Source organism: Pseudomonas sp. UW4 (assembly GCF_000316175.1).
Classification (GTDB): domain Bacteria; phylum Pseudomonadota; class Gammaproteobacteria; order Pseudomonadales; family Pseudomonadaceae; genus Aquipseudomonas; species Aquipseudomonas laurylsulfatiphila.
Window position 1 is genome coordinate 5,000,823 of sequence record NC_019670.1, and the last position, 13,298, is coordinate 5,014,120.

Genomic DNA, 13,298 nt, shown 5'->3' on the forward strand with positions numbered 1-13,298 from the left:
CTCGCGATGGACGCAAGGGCACCGCGCTCATTCAGGTACCCCGCGTTATCGTTGACGTCCTTCGCGAGCAGGCTCGCTCCTACAGGTGATCGGTGTCAGACAGCCCGGATCACGTGTTTGATTTCCTGGAAAGCCTGCAAGCCCCAAGGCCCCAATTCGCGGCCTATGCTGCTCTGCTTGTAGCCGCCCCAGGCGGTCTGCGGGAAGATCACCTGCGGTGCGTTGATCCACACAAGCCCCGCCTGCAAAGCGTTGGCGACGCGGTCGGCGGTCTCGGCATTGCGCGTGACCACACTGGCGACCAGGCCGAACTGGCTGTCGTTGGCCAGGGCAATCGCCTCGGCTTCAGAGGCAAAACTGCGCACGCAGATCACCGGGCCGAAGATCTCTTCACACCACAACGCACTGTCGAGGGGCACGTCGGTGAAAACCGTCGGCTGCAAAAAATATCCGCGTGGCAGGTCCGCCGGGCGATTGCCACCGCAAACCAGTTTGGCGCCAGCGCTCAAACCACGATCGATGTGGCCCAGGACACGCTGGTATTGCGCCTGATTGACCAGCGCGCCCATTTCCACGTTCGGGTCAAACGGGTCGGCCACGCGAATCGCTTCGGCACGGGCCTTCACGCGGCGGAGGAATTCATCGGCCAGTTCATCGGCCACCAGCACGCGACTGGTGGCGGAGCACATTTGCCCGGCGTTGAAGAAACCACCGCCGCAAGCCACATCCACCGCCAGGTCGAGATCGGCATCGGCCAGCACCAGCAGCGATGATTTGCCGCCCAGTTCCAGGCTCACGCCTTTGACGGTTTCCGCCGCCCGCTGCATGACCTGCACGCCAATGGCGTTGCTGCCGGTGAAGGAAATTTTCGCGATACGCGGATCCGCCGACAACGGCGCGCCAACGGCCAGGCCGGTGCCACACACCAGGTTGAACACGCCCGCCGGCAAGCCGGCTTCTGCGATAATCGTTGCCAGTTCCAGCTCTGGCAGCGGCGTGACTTCCGAAGGCTTGAGCACCACGCAGCAACCGGCGGCCAGGGCCGGGGCGAGTTTCCAGGCGGTGGTCACCATCGGGAAGTTCCACGGCACGATCAGGCCAACTACACCGCAAGGTTCGCGGCGCAGGCGAGCGCTGAAATCGTCGCTCGGCAGTTCGATGGCGCTGTCCTGCTTCGCGTCCAGCCCTTCGGCCAGACCGGCGTAGTACTCGAACGTGGCGATCACGTCATCGACGTCGATCGCGGCTTCGAATTGCGGCTTGCCGTTGTTGCTCGACTGCAAGTGCATCAGTTTTTCACGGTTGGCCTGCACGCCCGCGGCGATTTTGCGCAGAATGGCAGCGCGTTCGGCACCGGTAGTTTTCGACCAGCCGACGAACGCCCGGGTCGCCGCGCTCACCGCTTGATCAACCGCAAGCTCATCGCCGCCATTGACCGTGGTCAACAGGGCTTCGGTCGCCGGATTGATCACCCGCAGGTGTTCATTGCCGGCCGACCATTGGCCGTTGATGTACAGGCCATCCAGGGTAGTCGGGAAAGTCATTTCGACACCGCCTTCATCCACTCGGCCTGGTCGATCTCAATCAGGGTCGGGCCCTGGCGATCGTGGGCCACACGCAATGCGCCGCGCAGTTGCTCGACACTGCTGACGGCTTCGGCCGCGCAGCCCAAGGCCTTGGCCACACCGATGAAGTCCGGGGTGTAGATGTCCACGCCGACCGGCTCGATGGCACGGTTGACCATGTATTTCTTGATCTCTTCGTAACCCTGGTTATTCCACAGCAGCACGATGACCGGAGTGCGCGCTTCAACGGCGCTGGCCAGTTCCGGCAGGGTGAACTGCAGGCCGCCGTCACCGATCAGGCACACCACGGGCGGGCGAGCACCGTCTTTAGCACTGCCGCCGAGCCAGGCGCCAATCGCCGCCGGCAAGGCGTAACCGAGGGTGCCGTAACCAGTGGACGAGTTGAACCAGCGACGTGGACGCTCCGGGTTGAACGTCAGGTTGCCGGTGTATACCGGTTGGGTCGAATCACCGACGAACACCGCGTCCGGCAGTTCGTACAGGACGGTTTCAAGGAAACGGGTCTGGGCCAGGGTCGGTGCGTCCCAGGTGGTGGCCAGGTCTTCACGCAGACGAGCGGCCCGTACCTGACCCCAATCGTTGCGGCGTTCGGCCAGGGATTTGTGCGACAAGGCGCTGAGCAAGGCCTGGGCGGCGTTGCGCGAGTCGGCCACCAGCGCCACGTGCGGCGGGTAGTTGCGCACGGTCTGGTCCGGGTCGATGTCCACGCGCAGCAACTTGCCAGGAATCTCGAAGCCACCGGCGAAGGTCACGTCGTAGTCGGTCTCGGCCAGTTCGGTACCGATGGCCAGGACCACGTCGGCCTCGGCGACCAGCGCCCGGGTGGCGACCAGACTCTGGGTCGAGCCGATCAGCAACGGGTGGCCGGAGGCGAGCATGCCCTTGGCATTGATGGTCAGGGCGACCGGCGCGTCCAGCAACTCGGCCAGCGCCGTCAGCTCGGCCGCCGCGTCGATGGCACCGCCACCGGCGAGAATCAGCGGACGCTTGGCGTTGGCCAGCAATTCGGTCATGCGCGACACGGCACTCGGCGAAGCACCTGCGCGGTCGATGTTGACCGGCAGGCTGCTGAGCAGCTCGTCAGCGTCTTCGACCAACACATCCAATGGAATTTCAATATGCACCGGACGCGGACGGCCCGCCTGGAACAGCGCAAAGGCGCGAGCCAGCACACCCGGCAATTCCGCCGCCGACATCAGGGTGTGGGAGAACGCCGCGACACCGGCGCACAGTGCGCCCTGGTTCGGCAGTTCATGCAGCTTGCCGCGACCGCCGCCCAACTGGCTGCGCGATTGCACGCTGGAGATCACCAGCATCGGGATCGAATCGGCGTAAGCCTGGCCCATGGCGGTGGTGATGTTGGTCATGCCAGGGCCGGTGATGATGAAGCACACGCCCGGTTTGCCGCTGGTGCGGGCGTAACCGTCGGCCATGAAGCCGGCGCCCTGTTCATGGCGCGGCGTCACGTGGTTGATGCTCGAACGGGCCAGCCCGCGATACAGCTCCACGGTATGAACCCCCGGAATGCCGAACACCTGCTCGACTCCGTAGTTTTCGAGTAACTTGACCAATACTTCGCCGCACGTCGCCATGTCTTTGCCCTTCTTGTTCGTTTGAGACGCCGGGCATGCGCTGTGTTTATGATGGATTGGCAGGCCCGGGAATGGCCTCATTGGAACGGGCGACACGTAGCCGCAACAATGGATAAAAAGTCATACTAGCCATGTCCTCACGTCATACCTTGGATCCCAATGAAACGACTGCCTCCCCTGCCGGCGCTGCACACTTTTCTGATTACCGCGCAGTGCTGCAATTTCACCCGGGCTGCCGAACAACTGCACATTACCCAGGGCGCGGTCAGCCGGCAGATCGCCGGGCTGGAAGATCACCTGGGTTATGAGCTGTTCATTCGCCAGGCCCGAGGTCTGGACCTGACTGCCGAAGGACGGGAGTGGTTGCCCCGGGTGCAGCAGATTTTCGGCCTGATCGACGAGGCCGTGGAGCAGATCGGCGAGAAGCGCGAAACCCTGCAACTCAAGGCACCGACCTGTGTCATGCGCTGGTTGCTGCCGCGCCTGCTGCAATGGCAAAGGGAACGCCCGGACGTGCCGGTGGAACTGACCACCACGGTCAAGCACGGCGTGGATTTTCATCTCGAGCAGTTCGATGCGGCGGTGATGTACGGCGCACCGCCGGACCATTCATTGATGTCGCAAAAACTCTTCGATGAACAACTCACGCCGGTGTGCTCCAGACCGATGCTCGAAGGCCCCATGCCCCTGCAGACACCCGCCGATCTGCAACAACACCTGCTGCTGCACCCGACCCGCGATGAACGGGACTGGAAAGCCTGGTTGAAGGCCGCAGATGTGAATTTGACCAATGTCGGCAAGGGCCAGCATTTCGAAACACTGGACCTGGCGATGTCGATGGCGTCCCAGGGAACGGGGGTGGCGATTGGCGACTGGTCGCTGATCGGCGATGACCTGAGTGCCGGGCGGCTGGTCACGCCATTCGAATTGAAGGTGAAAACAGGTCTTGCGTATTACCTGGTGCTCCCGGAAAAACCCGGGCCTTCGCCCAAACTGCGCGAGCTGATGGAGTGGTTGGTGGAACAGGCGCGATGAACCTTGGCGTTGGCCCATTCAATCGGACAGGCCATGCGCGAAGCATGGCCTTTTGCTTATATCACCACTCAGCTTTTTTTGATGGACTTCAAGTAATTCAAGAATACTTCAAAACGCTCGGCAGTGCCCTTCAATGTCGGCACATCTGCGATCGATTTTGGGTTGTTTACCCGGAGAAAATTCGAGTATGCCTCAGCGACCTTTGCGACTTGCTCCGACCAACTTGAAAGTACCGAATCCAATGCGCCCAGTTCATCCAACGCACCGAGCTTGCGCTGCAACTTGCATACTTGTAATTGATCCGACTTGATGCTGGCGTTCAGCTCGTTCATTCTATCACGCACTGCGTCCCGCGCTTGGGCGAGGTCGGTGAATTGACGCCCCCGGTCGAGCGCTTCAAAGTTACCTTGAAGCTTGTTCAATACTAGTTTCAAAAATTCCTTATCCGGTTTCCCGGTGGCAACCAACTTTATTGCGGCCTCGATTTCCTCTGCACTCGGCAGCAGACTACTGACAATATCCCGCCAGCCCGGGGCCTTGAATTTCTGGATAGCGTCGTCGATAAACTGCTTGTCCTTCTTTAGCGTCTCCAGGTCGCCCTCGTCAGCCCCGATGCGCTGTTCAATAGCGTTCACTTCACTATCAAAGGTACGACGCAAACTAATGGTTGACTCGGCAAAACGGGTCGCAACAAAATCTTCGGTTACCCGAACTAAATATTTATTGGCAACCACTAATGCGATCTGAGACTCAGCAACCCGTGCGACCCCATGCTCCAGCAGCCGACTAACGTGCTCATCTTTCTGCAAGGCAGTCAATGCAGTATTGCTATTAATTTCCTCAATACTCGCCAACGTTGCTTCCAAGCCAGAGTTGGCCAATAACGCAGTAATTTTCTTGACATCATCAAACAACTGCTGATGTGCATCATTCAGCTCACTACTGACACTCAATAATTTCTCTCGTGACGATGGCAAAAAATCAAATCCACCGTCACTCACACTCATATTCAATCGATCCTTGGCACGTCTCATTGCGCCGGTATCGGGCAGCACATAATGATTACTTGTAATAGTTTCATGGTCTTTCATAGCAGAGTTCCTCCTTGAACCATAGTATTTACTTACCCTCAACAACCTGATTGAAAACCGTGGACAGCGCGTGAGCATGCCCTTGAATAGTTTTCCACGGATTAAAAATCGCCTGAAGGTTCAGCACCAACAAAATCAAATCCATCTCACTCGCGCCGTCTTCGAACCCTTCCAAAGACACACCCAGACTATTCCAGATAATACCGAGTACATCCTCAATGCATTTGATACCATTTTCAGCATCTTTCATTAATGCGTGCATCTCGGAAAAATTTGTCGTCAGCGTTATTAAACTTTGAGACAGGCGAGCAGCCGACATCTGAACAACCAATCGATTCTTTTGCTCTAGCAATTCATTTTTCTGCGCTCTGGTTTTTTCAGCTTCGGCGCCGAATATACCGCCTGTCACTATCAGACCCAGTGGACCGAATACCAAACCAGTAAAGGCATACCCTACCTGATCATCATACTCCGCTTGCTTTTCAGCAATTGTCTCATCAAGCTCCTTTATTTGTTTACGAAGCTCATCAACAGCTTCATGTTTGTCGATATTCGCCTCATCGACAGCGTTCATTTTTAGTGCAAGCTTGATCAATAACTCGTCCGATATCTTGCGAGAAAACTCAATAGCCAAAGCATTGACACCAGCAACCGCAAGGTAAAATTCCGCAACATCTTTTTTTGCGAACTTAAGGGCCTTTTGAAGACTTTCAACACGCTTTGTTTCGGTACTACTCAGTGGAATTGACGCTAGTTGTTTTTTTTCATCCTCACTCAGTGAATCTATATTGCCTTCCACGCGCCTGTATGTTTCGGATGCCTTCAAGAGATTGATGATCGCCGATCCGCTTTCAAAAAAATTTCTGGCAAACAAGTCCAGTCTGTTTCCGATGTTTTTAGTCTCTCGCTCCAAGGTTGCCCAAGATAAAGCATGCGAATGAATTTCCTGATAGAACTGCTGCATGCTTGTCGGTTCAAGCAGCGGGTGACCCGCGTTTTTGTACCCAAGATGATTTTCAATTTCGCCGATATTGACTGGCAACGAAAGCCCGGCACGAACATAACGCTTAATCATTACCACATGATTTTTTTTGACAATAAATGTTTCATCATCAATATTTTCCGCCTTTTTTTCAAAGTATTGCACAGGTACAAATCTGGCAGCATCAACTATGCTATTAACACCTTCCAACTGTGAAAGAACCTGTTCCCCCGTGGCCTCCAACTCCTTGGCAGCCGCCTCCAGATCATTTTCCATATATTCTCCACGATTGAGTTAATATTCATACACATCACAAAGCAACGAATAGAGCTCATGACCATAAAACAATACGCCCCCAACAACCGACCTACTATCATCCGTCCACACCAAACTACGTAGGACTTATCTCCACCGATTAAAAACACTCAAACAAAAATAACCTCAAAGCTAATCACATCAGAGATATTTATATATCCCACCAATACACATGCAACTTTTTATCATTTATTCGAATTCTCAAGACGCTCAAAAAACGCCCACACAACAAAAAACACGAAGCACATTTAATTGTCGACGGGAAGAATGATCTGAGCTTCGAGCTACTATTGAATTTTATGTTTCCTACACAAACACCCCGAACATTCGAGGTGTTTGTACAAGTCTATTCCCACCTGCGTGGAAACAATTAACGACTTACCACTTCATCTCGCCCTTGGCGACTTTGGCGCTCAGCTCCAGGGAGCTTTCATCGCCCAGTGCCGGGAAGCGTTTTTTCATTGCCGCAATCAGTTCAGCAGAATCCCTGGCCTTGGCAGTTTCTTCGTCGAAGGCCTTGATGTAATTGGCGGTGAACTGCACGGCTGCCAGTGAGCGATCGCTCTCGCCGAGGTAATGACCCGGAACCACGACCTGCGGTTTCAGGGTTTCAATGGAATGCAGCGTAGCCAGCCAATCGGCATGGGACTGCGGCGTTTGTGTGTCGGCCATCCACACGTGGATGTTTTGCGCCACCACAACACCACCGACGACCGCCTTGATCGACGGAATCCACACAAAGCTGCGATCCGGCTGCGCCCCCTCAAGTCCAAGCACCTGCAACTTCTGCCCTTCGAGGATCAGGCTGTCGCCCTTGAGCACGTCCGGCACGATGGTTTTGGTCGGCACATCGGCGCCCATTTTCGGCCCCCAGAAGGCCAGTTTGCCGTCGACGGTTTGCTTGATGTGATCAACAGTCGGCTGCGAGGCCAGGACCTTGGCCTTGGGAAACGCGGCCGTCAGGGTGTCGAGACCGAAGTAGTAGTCCGGGTCGCCGTGACTGATGTAGATGGTGGTCAATTGCTTGCCGCTGGCGCGGATTTTTTCCACCACCTGCTCGGCCTGGGATTTGCCGAATTGGGCATCCACCAGAATCGCTTCCTTTTCGCCGCTGACCAGCACCGAGGTCACCGGGAAAATGGCTTTTTCGCCGGGGTTGTAGACATCCAGCGTCAGGGTCGAGGCGGCTGCATGGGCGGCGAAGCCGAGGGCGGCACTGGCCAGTAAAACGCGCTTGAGGGTGGTGAAACCGATCATTTGTTGCTCCGTTGTCCGAATGCGGTGCTTGGCGAATGCCCTTTTTTGTAGGAGCGAGCTTGCTCGCGATGGTCGTAAACGATGACGCGTACTTGCCGGTTAAACGCGGCGCCTGGGGGTCCATCGCGAGCAAGCTCGCTCCTACAGGGGAACAGAGCTTAGTTGCCTGACTCGGTACAAAAAATGCGATGTTTGAACATAGTTTGTTTCTGAAAGCGGGCAAATCATGGATCGTCTTCAAGCAATGCGTGTGTTCGTCACGGTGGTCGACCTCGGCAGCCAATCGGCCGCCGCCGATCACCTGGAGCTGTCACGGCCGGTGGTGTCGCGGTATCTGGCGGAACTGGAAGATTGGGTTGGCGCGCGCCTGATGCATCGCACCACACGCAAGTTGAGCCTGACCGCCGCCGGCAACGAGATCCTGCCCCGCTGCCGGCAGATGCTCGACTTGTCCAGCGACATGCAAGCCGCCGTCAGCGAACCGGACGACGCACCGCGCGGCCTGCTGCGGATCAGCGTCAGCACCTCGTTCGGCCAGGCGCAACTGGCCGATGCCATGGCCGCTTACGTCAAACGTTACCCCGGCGTCAGCGTCGACATGCAGATGCTCGACCGCACCGTTAACCTGGTGGATGAGCGCATCGACCTGGCGATCCGCACCAGCAACGATCTGGACCCGAACCTGATCGCCCGCCGCCTGACGGTTTGCCGCTCGGTGATCTGCGCTTCCCCTGCCTACTTGCGCGAACACCCGGCACCGCAACGGGTCGAGGACCTGAGCCTGCACAACTGCCTGACCCATTCCTACTTCGGCAAAAGCCTCTGGCATTTCGAGCAGGACGGCGAGCAGGTTTCAGTACCGGTGCAGGGCAACATCAGCGCCAACGAAGCCAGCACGCTGTTGCGCGCAACGATCGCCGGCGGCGGGGTGGCGATGCTGCCCACCTACCAGGCCGGCGTGCACATTCACAGCGGCGAATTGATTCGCCTGCTGCCGGCGGCCGAACCCCGGCAAATGAACGTGTATGCGGTGTATGCCTCACGCAAGCACATGCCGGTGGCGCTGCGCAGCTTGCTGGATTTTCTGGTACTCAGATTTCCGGAAGAACCGGCGTGGGATATCGGCCTGTAACCCGATCAAAATGTGGGAGCGGGCTTGCTCGCGAAGAGGTCGGTACATCCGACGCAAACTTTGCGCATGAAGTACCGCTTTCGCGGGCAAGCCCGCTCCCACAGGGGGCATCAGTGTTCTGAATACCGTGCGATTGCTGGCAACCCACCAGCGCTGACCTATGCTCAATGTAGTACCGAAAGGTATTCGTTCAGAGGTCAACGCCATGAACATCAGAACAAGAAGATACCTCGCGATCTTCATCACCTGCGCGGTCACGCTCGGGCTGTATGGCGCTGCCGCCTGGCGCGTAGAGCAACTGCGCAACCTGCCCCGTGAAGCCGCGAGCTGCAACTTCGAGCGCTGCATCCCCCATAACGCCACCCTCAACGCCCTCCGGTAACGAAGGGGGTCAGGCTTCGTTGTCCTGATCGGCCTTCAAGCGGTCGCGGAAGGCCTTGGGCGAAATCCCCACACGACGCCGGAACAGGCGCGTGAAGTTGGTCGGATCGGAAAACCCCAACACGTCGGACATTTCATAAATGGTCATGCTGGTGTAGGTCAGCAAGCGCTTGGCCTCCAGCAATTGCCGTTCGTGCATGATCTGCAACGCCGGTTGCCCCGCCAGCTCACGGCAGGTGCCGTTGAGGTGCGATACGGAAATCCCCAGCCGGTGCGCCAGATCCTCGACCTTGACGTGCTGGCGATAGGTCTCTTCCACCAGTTGAATAAAGCCGTTGAGGTATTCCCGGGCCCGCTGCGGTCGCGCCATGGCGGTGCGACGCTGGATCACCTGACGGCTGACCCACACCACGATCACGCTGACCAGCGAATGCATGAGCATTTCCCGCGCCGGTTGATGACTGTTGTATTCGCTCTGCAAGGCACTGAACAGGCTGTTGAGGTACTCGGCGTCCTTGCCTGCCGGGTAACTTTCGGCCTGGGCCAGGGCATTGACCGATTGCCCCAACTGCATCTGCAGGTGGGCGATCAGCGGCGCAGCCAGGGTCACGACAAACCCTTCCACGTCCTCGGAAAAGCGAAAGCCATGCACCGACAGCGGTGGCAGGATCTGGATCGCCGGTTCCAGCAGTTGTGTACGCTGGCCTTCGATTTCAAGCTCTGCCTGACCTTTGAATACGAAGAGCAGTTGGCATAAATCAGCGTGGCGGTGGGGTTTGATTTCCCAATGATGTTCGCGGCTGCGTTTGGAAATGGTTTCACAGTGCAGCAAGTCCGGGGTCGGCCAATCCAGGCTTTCACCGTAGAGCTTGAACACCGGAATCGAAGGCAGGTCAGGCTTGTTCATCACTTCAATCCAGGCCTCGGAGTTTGATGGCGGGCGATAATCGCACCGATTGGCAGAATGTACAGCTATCGGCTCAGTTTTCACCTTCAATTGACAGACCCGCAAGGGAAAAATGCAAGCACTCGATCCATAAAAATCATTCACCGACCCTGGTCGCGTGAAGCTTGCGAGTCATAAAAACAATGAAAACGCTGAAAACCCAGGTCGCCATCATTGGTGCCGGCCCTTCAGGCTTGTTGCTCGGCCAATTGCTGCACAACGCCGGTATCGACACCCTCATTCTCGAACGTCAGACCCCGGACTATGTACTGGGCAGAATCCGCGCCGGCGTGCTTGAACAAGGCATGGTAGAGCTGTTGCGCCAGGCCGGCGTGAGTCAGCGCATGGACGCCGAGGGGCTGGTGCATGGCGGCTTCGAACTGGCCCTCGACGGGCGCCAGGTGCACATCGATCTGCACGCCCTCACGGGTGGCAAAACCGTGATGATCTACGGCCAGACCGAGGTCACCCGCGACCTGATGGCCGCCCGTCGGGAGGCCGGCGCGCAAACGATTTACCAGGCAGCCAACGTCGTTCCCCACGGAATGAAAACCGATGAAGCCTTTGTCACTTTTGAGAAAGATGGTGAGACCTGGCGACTCGATTGCGACTACATCGCCGGTTGCGACGGCTTCCATGGCGTGGCGCGGCAATCGATTCCCGCCGACAGCCTGAAAGTCTTCGAACGGATCTACCCTTTCGGCTGGCTAGGGATCCTGGCCGATACCCCACCGGTCCACGACGAACTGGTCTACGCCCGCCATGAGCGCGGTTTTGCCCTGTGCAGCATGCGCTCGCCGACACGCACCCGTTACTACCTTCAAGTACCCACCAGCGATCATGTCGATAACTGGTCGGATCAACGCTTCTGGGATGAACTCAAGATGCGGTTGCCACAAGCGTTGGCAGACAAACTGGTGACCGGCCCGTCCATCGAAAAAAGCATCGCGCCGCTGCGCAGCTTCGTGGTCGAACCGATGCAATACGGGCGGATGTTCCTGGTCGGCGATGCCGCGCACATCGTTCCGCCCACCGGCGCCAAGGGCCTGAACCTGGCAGCCAGCGATGTGAGTACGCTGTTCAATATCCTGCTCAAGGTTTACCGTGAAAACCGCGTTGATCTGCTGGAGAAATACTCGCAAATCTGCCTGCGCCGGGTGTGGAAGGCCGAGCGGTTTTCCTGGTGGATGACCTCGATGCTGCACCGTTTCGAGGACCACGATGCCTTTAGCCAGCGCATTGCCGAATCGGAACTGGAGTATTTCATCGGTTCCGAGGCGGGTCGAAAAACCATTGCGGAAAACTATGTCGGGCTTCCTTATGAGGCTATCGAATAGCCTGCTATCGACTTACACTGGCGAGCATCCCCGCTCGCCTTGCCTCGTGCGGGTCAATCAATGCCCGCAGGTTTTCCCGTGACCAACCTCCATCAGCCTGAAACGCCCAAACCCGCCATTCGCAGCGTGCTGATCGCGCTGATGCTGGCGATCTTTCTCGGGGCGCTGGACCAGACCATCGTCGCCGTGTCGATGCCGGCCATCTCCGCACAGTTCAAGGACGTCAGCCTGCTGGCCTGGGTGATTTCCGGCTACATGGTGGCCATGACCGTGGCGGTGCCGATCTACGGCAAACTGGGCGACCTGTACGGGCGGCGCAAGTTGATGCTGTTCGGCATGGGCCTGTTCACCCTGGCGTCGGTATTCTGCGGCATGGCCCAGAGCATGGAGCAACTGGTTCTGGCGCGGATCTTCCAGGGCATTGGCGCCGGCGGGATGATTTCGGTGAGCCAGGCGATCATCGGCGACATCGTGCCGCCACGGGAACGCGGTCGTTATCAGGGTTATTTCAGCAGCATGTACGCGGTGGCCAGCGTGGCCGGCCCGGTGCTTGGCGGATACATGACCGAATACCTGTCCTGGCGCTGGGTGTTCCTGATCAATCTGCCGCTGGGCCTGGGCGCCTGGCTGGTGGCCCATCGCACGCTGGTGGGCCTGCCGGTTCCGCAACGCAAACCGGTCATCGATTACCTGGGCACCGTGTTGATGATCATCGGGCTGACGGCATTGTTGCTGGGCATCACGCAGGTCGGTCAGGGTCATTCCTGGCGCAGTGCCGAGGTGCTGGCGCTGCTCGCTTGTGCGGTACTGGTACTTGGGCTGTTCGTGGTGCATGAGCGGCGGGCACGGGAGCCGTTGCTGCCCATGCATCTGTTCGCCAACCGCCATGCGATCCTGTGCTGGTGCACGATTTTCTTCACCAGTTTCCAGGCCATCTCGCTGATCGTGTTAATGCCGCTGCGCTTCCAGAGCGTCACCGGCGCCGGGGCCGACAGCGCCGCCCTGCATCTGCTGCCGCTGGCCATGGGCTTGCCGATTGGCGCGTACTTCGCCGGCCGCCGCACCTCGGTGACCGGGCGCTACAAACCGATGATCCTCACCGGCGCCGCGCTGATGCCCATCGCGATTACCGGCATGGCGTTCAGCCCACCGCAGGCCTTCGTCGTGAGCAGCTTGTTCATGCTGCTGTGCGGGATTGCCTCGGGCATGCAGTTCCCTACGTCATTGGTCGGCACGCAGAACTCGGTGGACCAGCGAGACATAGGCGTCGCCACCAGCACCACCAACCTGTTCCGTTCGCTGGGCGGTGCCGTGGGTGTGGCGTTGATGTCGGCGCTGCTGCTGGCTTTGTTGCAGGATTCAAGCTTCGCGCACCTGGCCGGCTCGTCGCTGATTGCCGAAGGCAGTTCGGGGAATGTGTTGCTCGACGGGTTGAACGCCGCACCAGGTGAGGCGCAGAACGCCTTGCGTGCTGAATTGCTGCTGACGTTCCGGCACTTGCTGACGGTCAGTGCGGTGGTGTCGTTGCTGGGGCTGGCGGCGGCGATTGCCATGCCGAACATGTTGTTGCGCGGGCGCGAGGACAAGGTTCGATAGGTAGACCGCGTTGCCTGTATTCGCGAGCAGGCTCGCTCCCACAGTGAT

Annotated in this window: 11 protein-coding genes; 5 read left to right on the forward strand and 6 right to left on the reverse strand. The window is 58.2% G+C overall.

The features are described 5' to 3' along the window. Nucleotides 1-95: 95 nt before the first annotated feature. Both PPUTUW4_RS22090 and PPUTUW4_RS22095 read right to left on the reverse strand, forming a co-directional pair. Complete coding sequence (locus PPUTUW4_RS22090; RefSeq protein ID WP_015096645.1) at nucleotides 96-1,544, reverse strand: aldehyde dehydrogenase family protein; 1,449 nt, start codon at nucleotides 1,542-1,544, stop codon at nucleotides 96-98. Next, nucleotides 1,541-3,178: a 5-guanidino-2-oxopentanoate decarboxylase gene (locus PPUTUW4_RS22095; protein ID WP_015096646.1), complete on the reverse strand. Its 1,638-nt coding sequence runs from the start codon at nucleotides 3,176-3,178 to the stop codon at nucleotides 1,541-1,543. The genes PPUTUW4_RS22090 and PPUTUW4_RS22095 overlap by 4 nt, the downstream gene beginning before the upstream one ends. A 159-nt stretch (nucleotides 3,179-3,337) precedes the next feature. On the opposite strand from PPUTUW4_RS22095, the gene PPUTUW4_RS22100 reads away from it, so the two are divergent. Next, complete coding sequence (locus PPUTUW4_RS22100; RefSeq protein WP_015096647.1) at nucleotides 3,338-4,213, forward strand: LysR substrate-binding domain-containing protein; 876 nt, start codon at nucleotides 3,338-3,340, stop codon at nucleotides 4,211-4,213. Between the two features lie 68 nt (nucleotides 4,214-4,281). On the opposite strand, the gene PPUTUW4_RS22105 is transcribed toward PPUTUW4_RS22100, so the two are convergent. The 3 genes from PPUTUW4_RS22105 to PPUTUW4_RS22115 all read right to left on the reverse strand — a co-directional run bounded on the left by PPUTUW4_RS22105 (nucleotide 4,282) and on the right by PPUTUW4_RS22115 (nucleotide 7,858). Continuing rightward, nucleotides 4,282-5,304 carry an alpha-xenorhabdolysin family binary toxin subunit B gene (locus tag PPUTUW4_RS22105; RefSeq protein ID WP_015096648.1) on the reverse strand — a complete coding sequence of 341 codons (1,023 nt, stop codon included), beginning with the start codon at nucleotides 5,302-5,304 and terminating at the stop codon, nucleotides 4,282-4,284. 28 nt (nucleotides 5,305-5,332) lie between these two features. Next, a complete protein-coding gene (locus PPUTUW4_RS22110) occupies nucleotides 5,333-6,562 on the reverse strand; it encodes an alpha-xenorhabdolysin family binary toxin subunit A (protein WP_015096649.1) in 1,230 nt (409 codons plus the stop codon). Between the two features lie 417 nt (nucleotides 6,563-6,979). Then, entirely contained in the window at nucleotides 6,980-7,858 is an 879-nt protein-coding gene (locus PPUTUW4_RS22115) for an MBL fold metallo-hydrolase (RefSeq protein ID WP_015096650.1), read from the reverse strand. Nucleotides 7,859-8,084: 226 nt separating this feature from the next. Between PPUTUW4_RS22115 and PPUTUW4_RS22120 the strand changes: the two genes are divergently transcribed. Both PPUTUW4_RS22120 and PPUTUW4_RS30080 read left to right on the forward strand, forming a co-directional pair. After that, complete coding sequence (locus PPUTUW4_RS22120; RefSeq protein ID WP_015096651.1) at nucleotides 8,085-8,990, forward strand: LysR family transcriptional regulator; 906 nt, start codon at nucleotides 8,085-8,087, stop codon at nucleotides 8,988-8,990. A gap of 205 nt (nucleotides 8,991-9,195) precedes the next feature. After that, nucleotides 9,196-9,372 (forward strand): hypothetical protein, encoded by a 177-nt coding sequence (locus tag PPUTUW4_RS30080; RefSeq protein WP_007978514.1) that lies wholly within the window; start codon nucleotides 9,196-9,198, stop codon nucleotides 9,370-9,372. Between the two features lie 9 nt (nucleotides 9,373-9,381). Here the strand turns inward: PPUTUW4_RS30080 and PPUTUW4_RS22125 are convergent, their stop codons facing one another. After that, nucleotides 9,382-10,278 carry a helix-turn-helix domain-containing protein gene (locus PPUTUW4_RS22125; protein ID WP_015096653.1) on the reverse strand — a complete coding sequence of 299 codons (897 nt, stop codon included), beginning with the start codon at nucleotides 10,276-10,278 and terminating at the stop codon, nucleotides 9,382-9,384. Between the two features lie 191 nt (nucleotides 10,279-10,469). Here PPUTUW4_RS22125 and pobA point away from each other — a divergent pair, with 191 nt between their 5' ends. Together pobA and PPUTUW4_RS22135 are read left to right on the forward strand one after the other, a co-directional pair. Further along, complete coding sequence (pobA, locus tag PPUTUW4_RS22130) at nucleotides 10,470-11,654, forward strand: 4-hydroxybenzoate 3-monooxygenase (protein WP_177325123.1); 1,185 nt, start codon at nucleotides 10,470-10,472, stop codon at nucleotides 11,652-11,654. 78 nt (nucleotides 11,655-11,732) lie between these two features. Beyond that, nucleotides 11,733-13,250 (forward strand): MDR family MFS transporter, encoded by a 1,518-nt coding sequence (locus tag PPUTUW4_RS22135; protein WP_015096655.1) that lies wholly within the window; start codon nucleotides 11,733-11,735, stop codon nucleotides 13,248-13,250. Nucleotides 13,251-13,298: the final 48 nt, after the last annotated feature.

Coding starts and splice junctions, on each gene's coding strand:
- PPUTUW4_RS22090 (WP_015096645.1), bottom strand. CDS start 1,544: ATGACTTTCCCGACTACCCTGGATGGCCTGTACATCAACGGCCAATGG.
- PPUTUW4_RS22095 (WP_015096646.1), bottom strand. CDS start 3,178: ATGGCGACGTGCGGCGAAGTATTGGTCAAGTTACTCGAAAACTACGGA.
- PPUTUW4_RS22100 (WP_015096647.1), top strand. CDS start 3,338: ATGAAACGACTGCCTCCCCTGCCGGCGCTGCACACTTTTCTGATTACC.
- PPUTUW4_RS22105 (WP_015096648.1), bottom strand. CDS start 5,304: ATGAAAGACCATGAAACTATTACAAGTAATCATTATGTGCTGCCCGAT.
- PPUTUW4_RS22110 (WP_015096649.1), bottom strand. CDS start 6,562: ATGGAAAATGATCTGGAGGCGGCTGCCAAGGAGTTGGAGGCCACGGGG.
- PPUTUW4_RS22115 (WP_015096650.1), bottom strand. CDS start 7,858: ATGATCGGTTTCACCACCCTCAAGCGCGTTTTACTGGCCAGTGCCGCC.
- PPUTUW4_RS22120 (WP_015096651.1), top strand. CDS start 8,085: ATGGATCGTCTTCAAGCAATGCGTGTGTTCGTCACGGTGGTCGACCTC.
- PPUTUW4_RS30080 (WP_007978514.1), top strand. CDS start 9,196: ATGAACATCAGAACAAGAAGATACCTCGCGATCTTCATCACCTGCGCG.
- PPUTUW4_RS22125 (WP_015096653.1), bottom strand. CDS start 10,278: ATGAACAAGCCTGACCTGCCTTCGATTCCGGTGTTCAAGCTCTACGGT.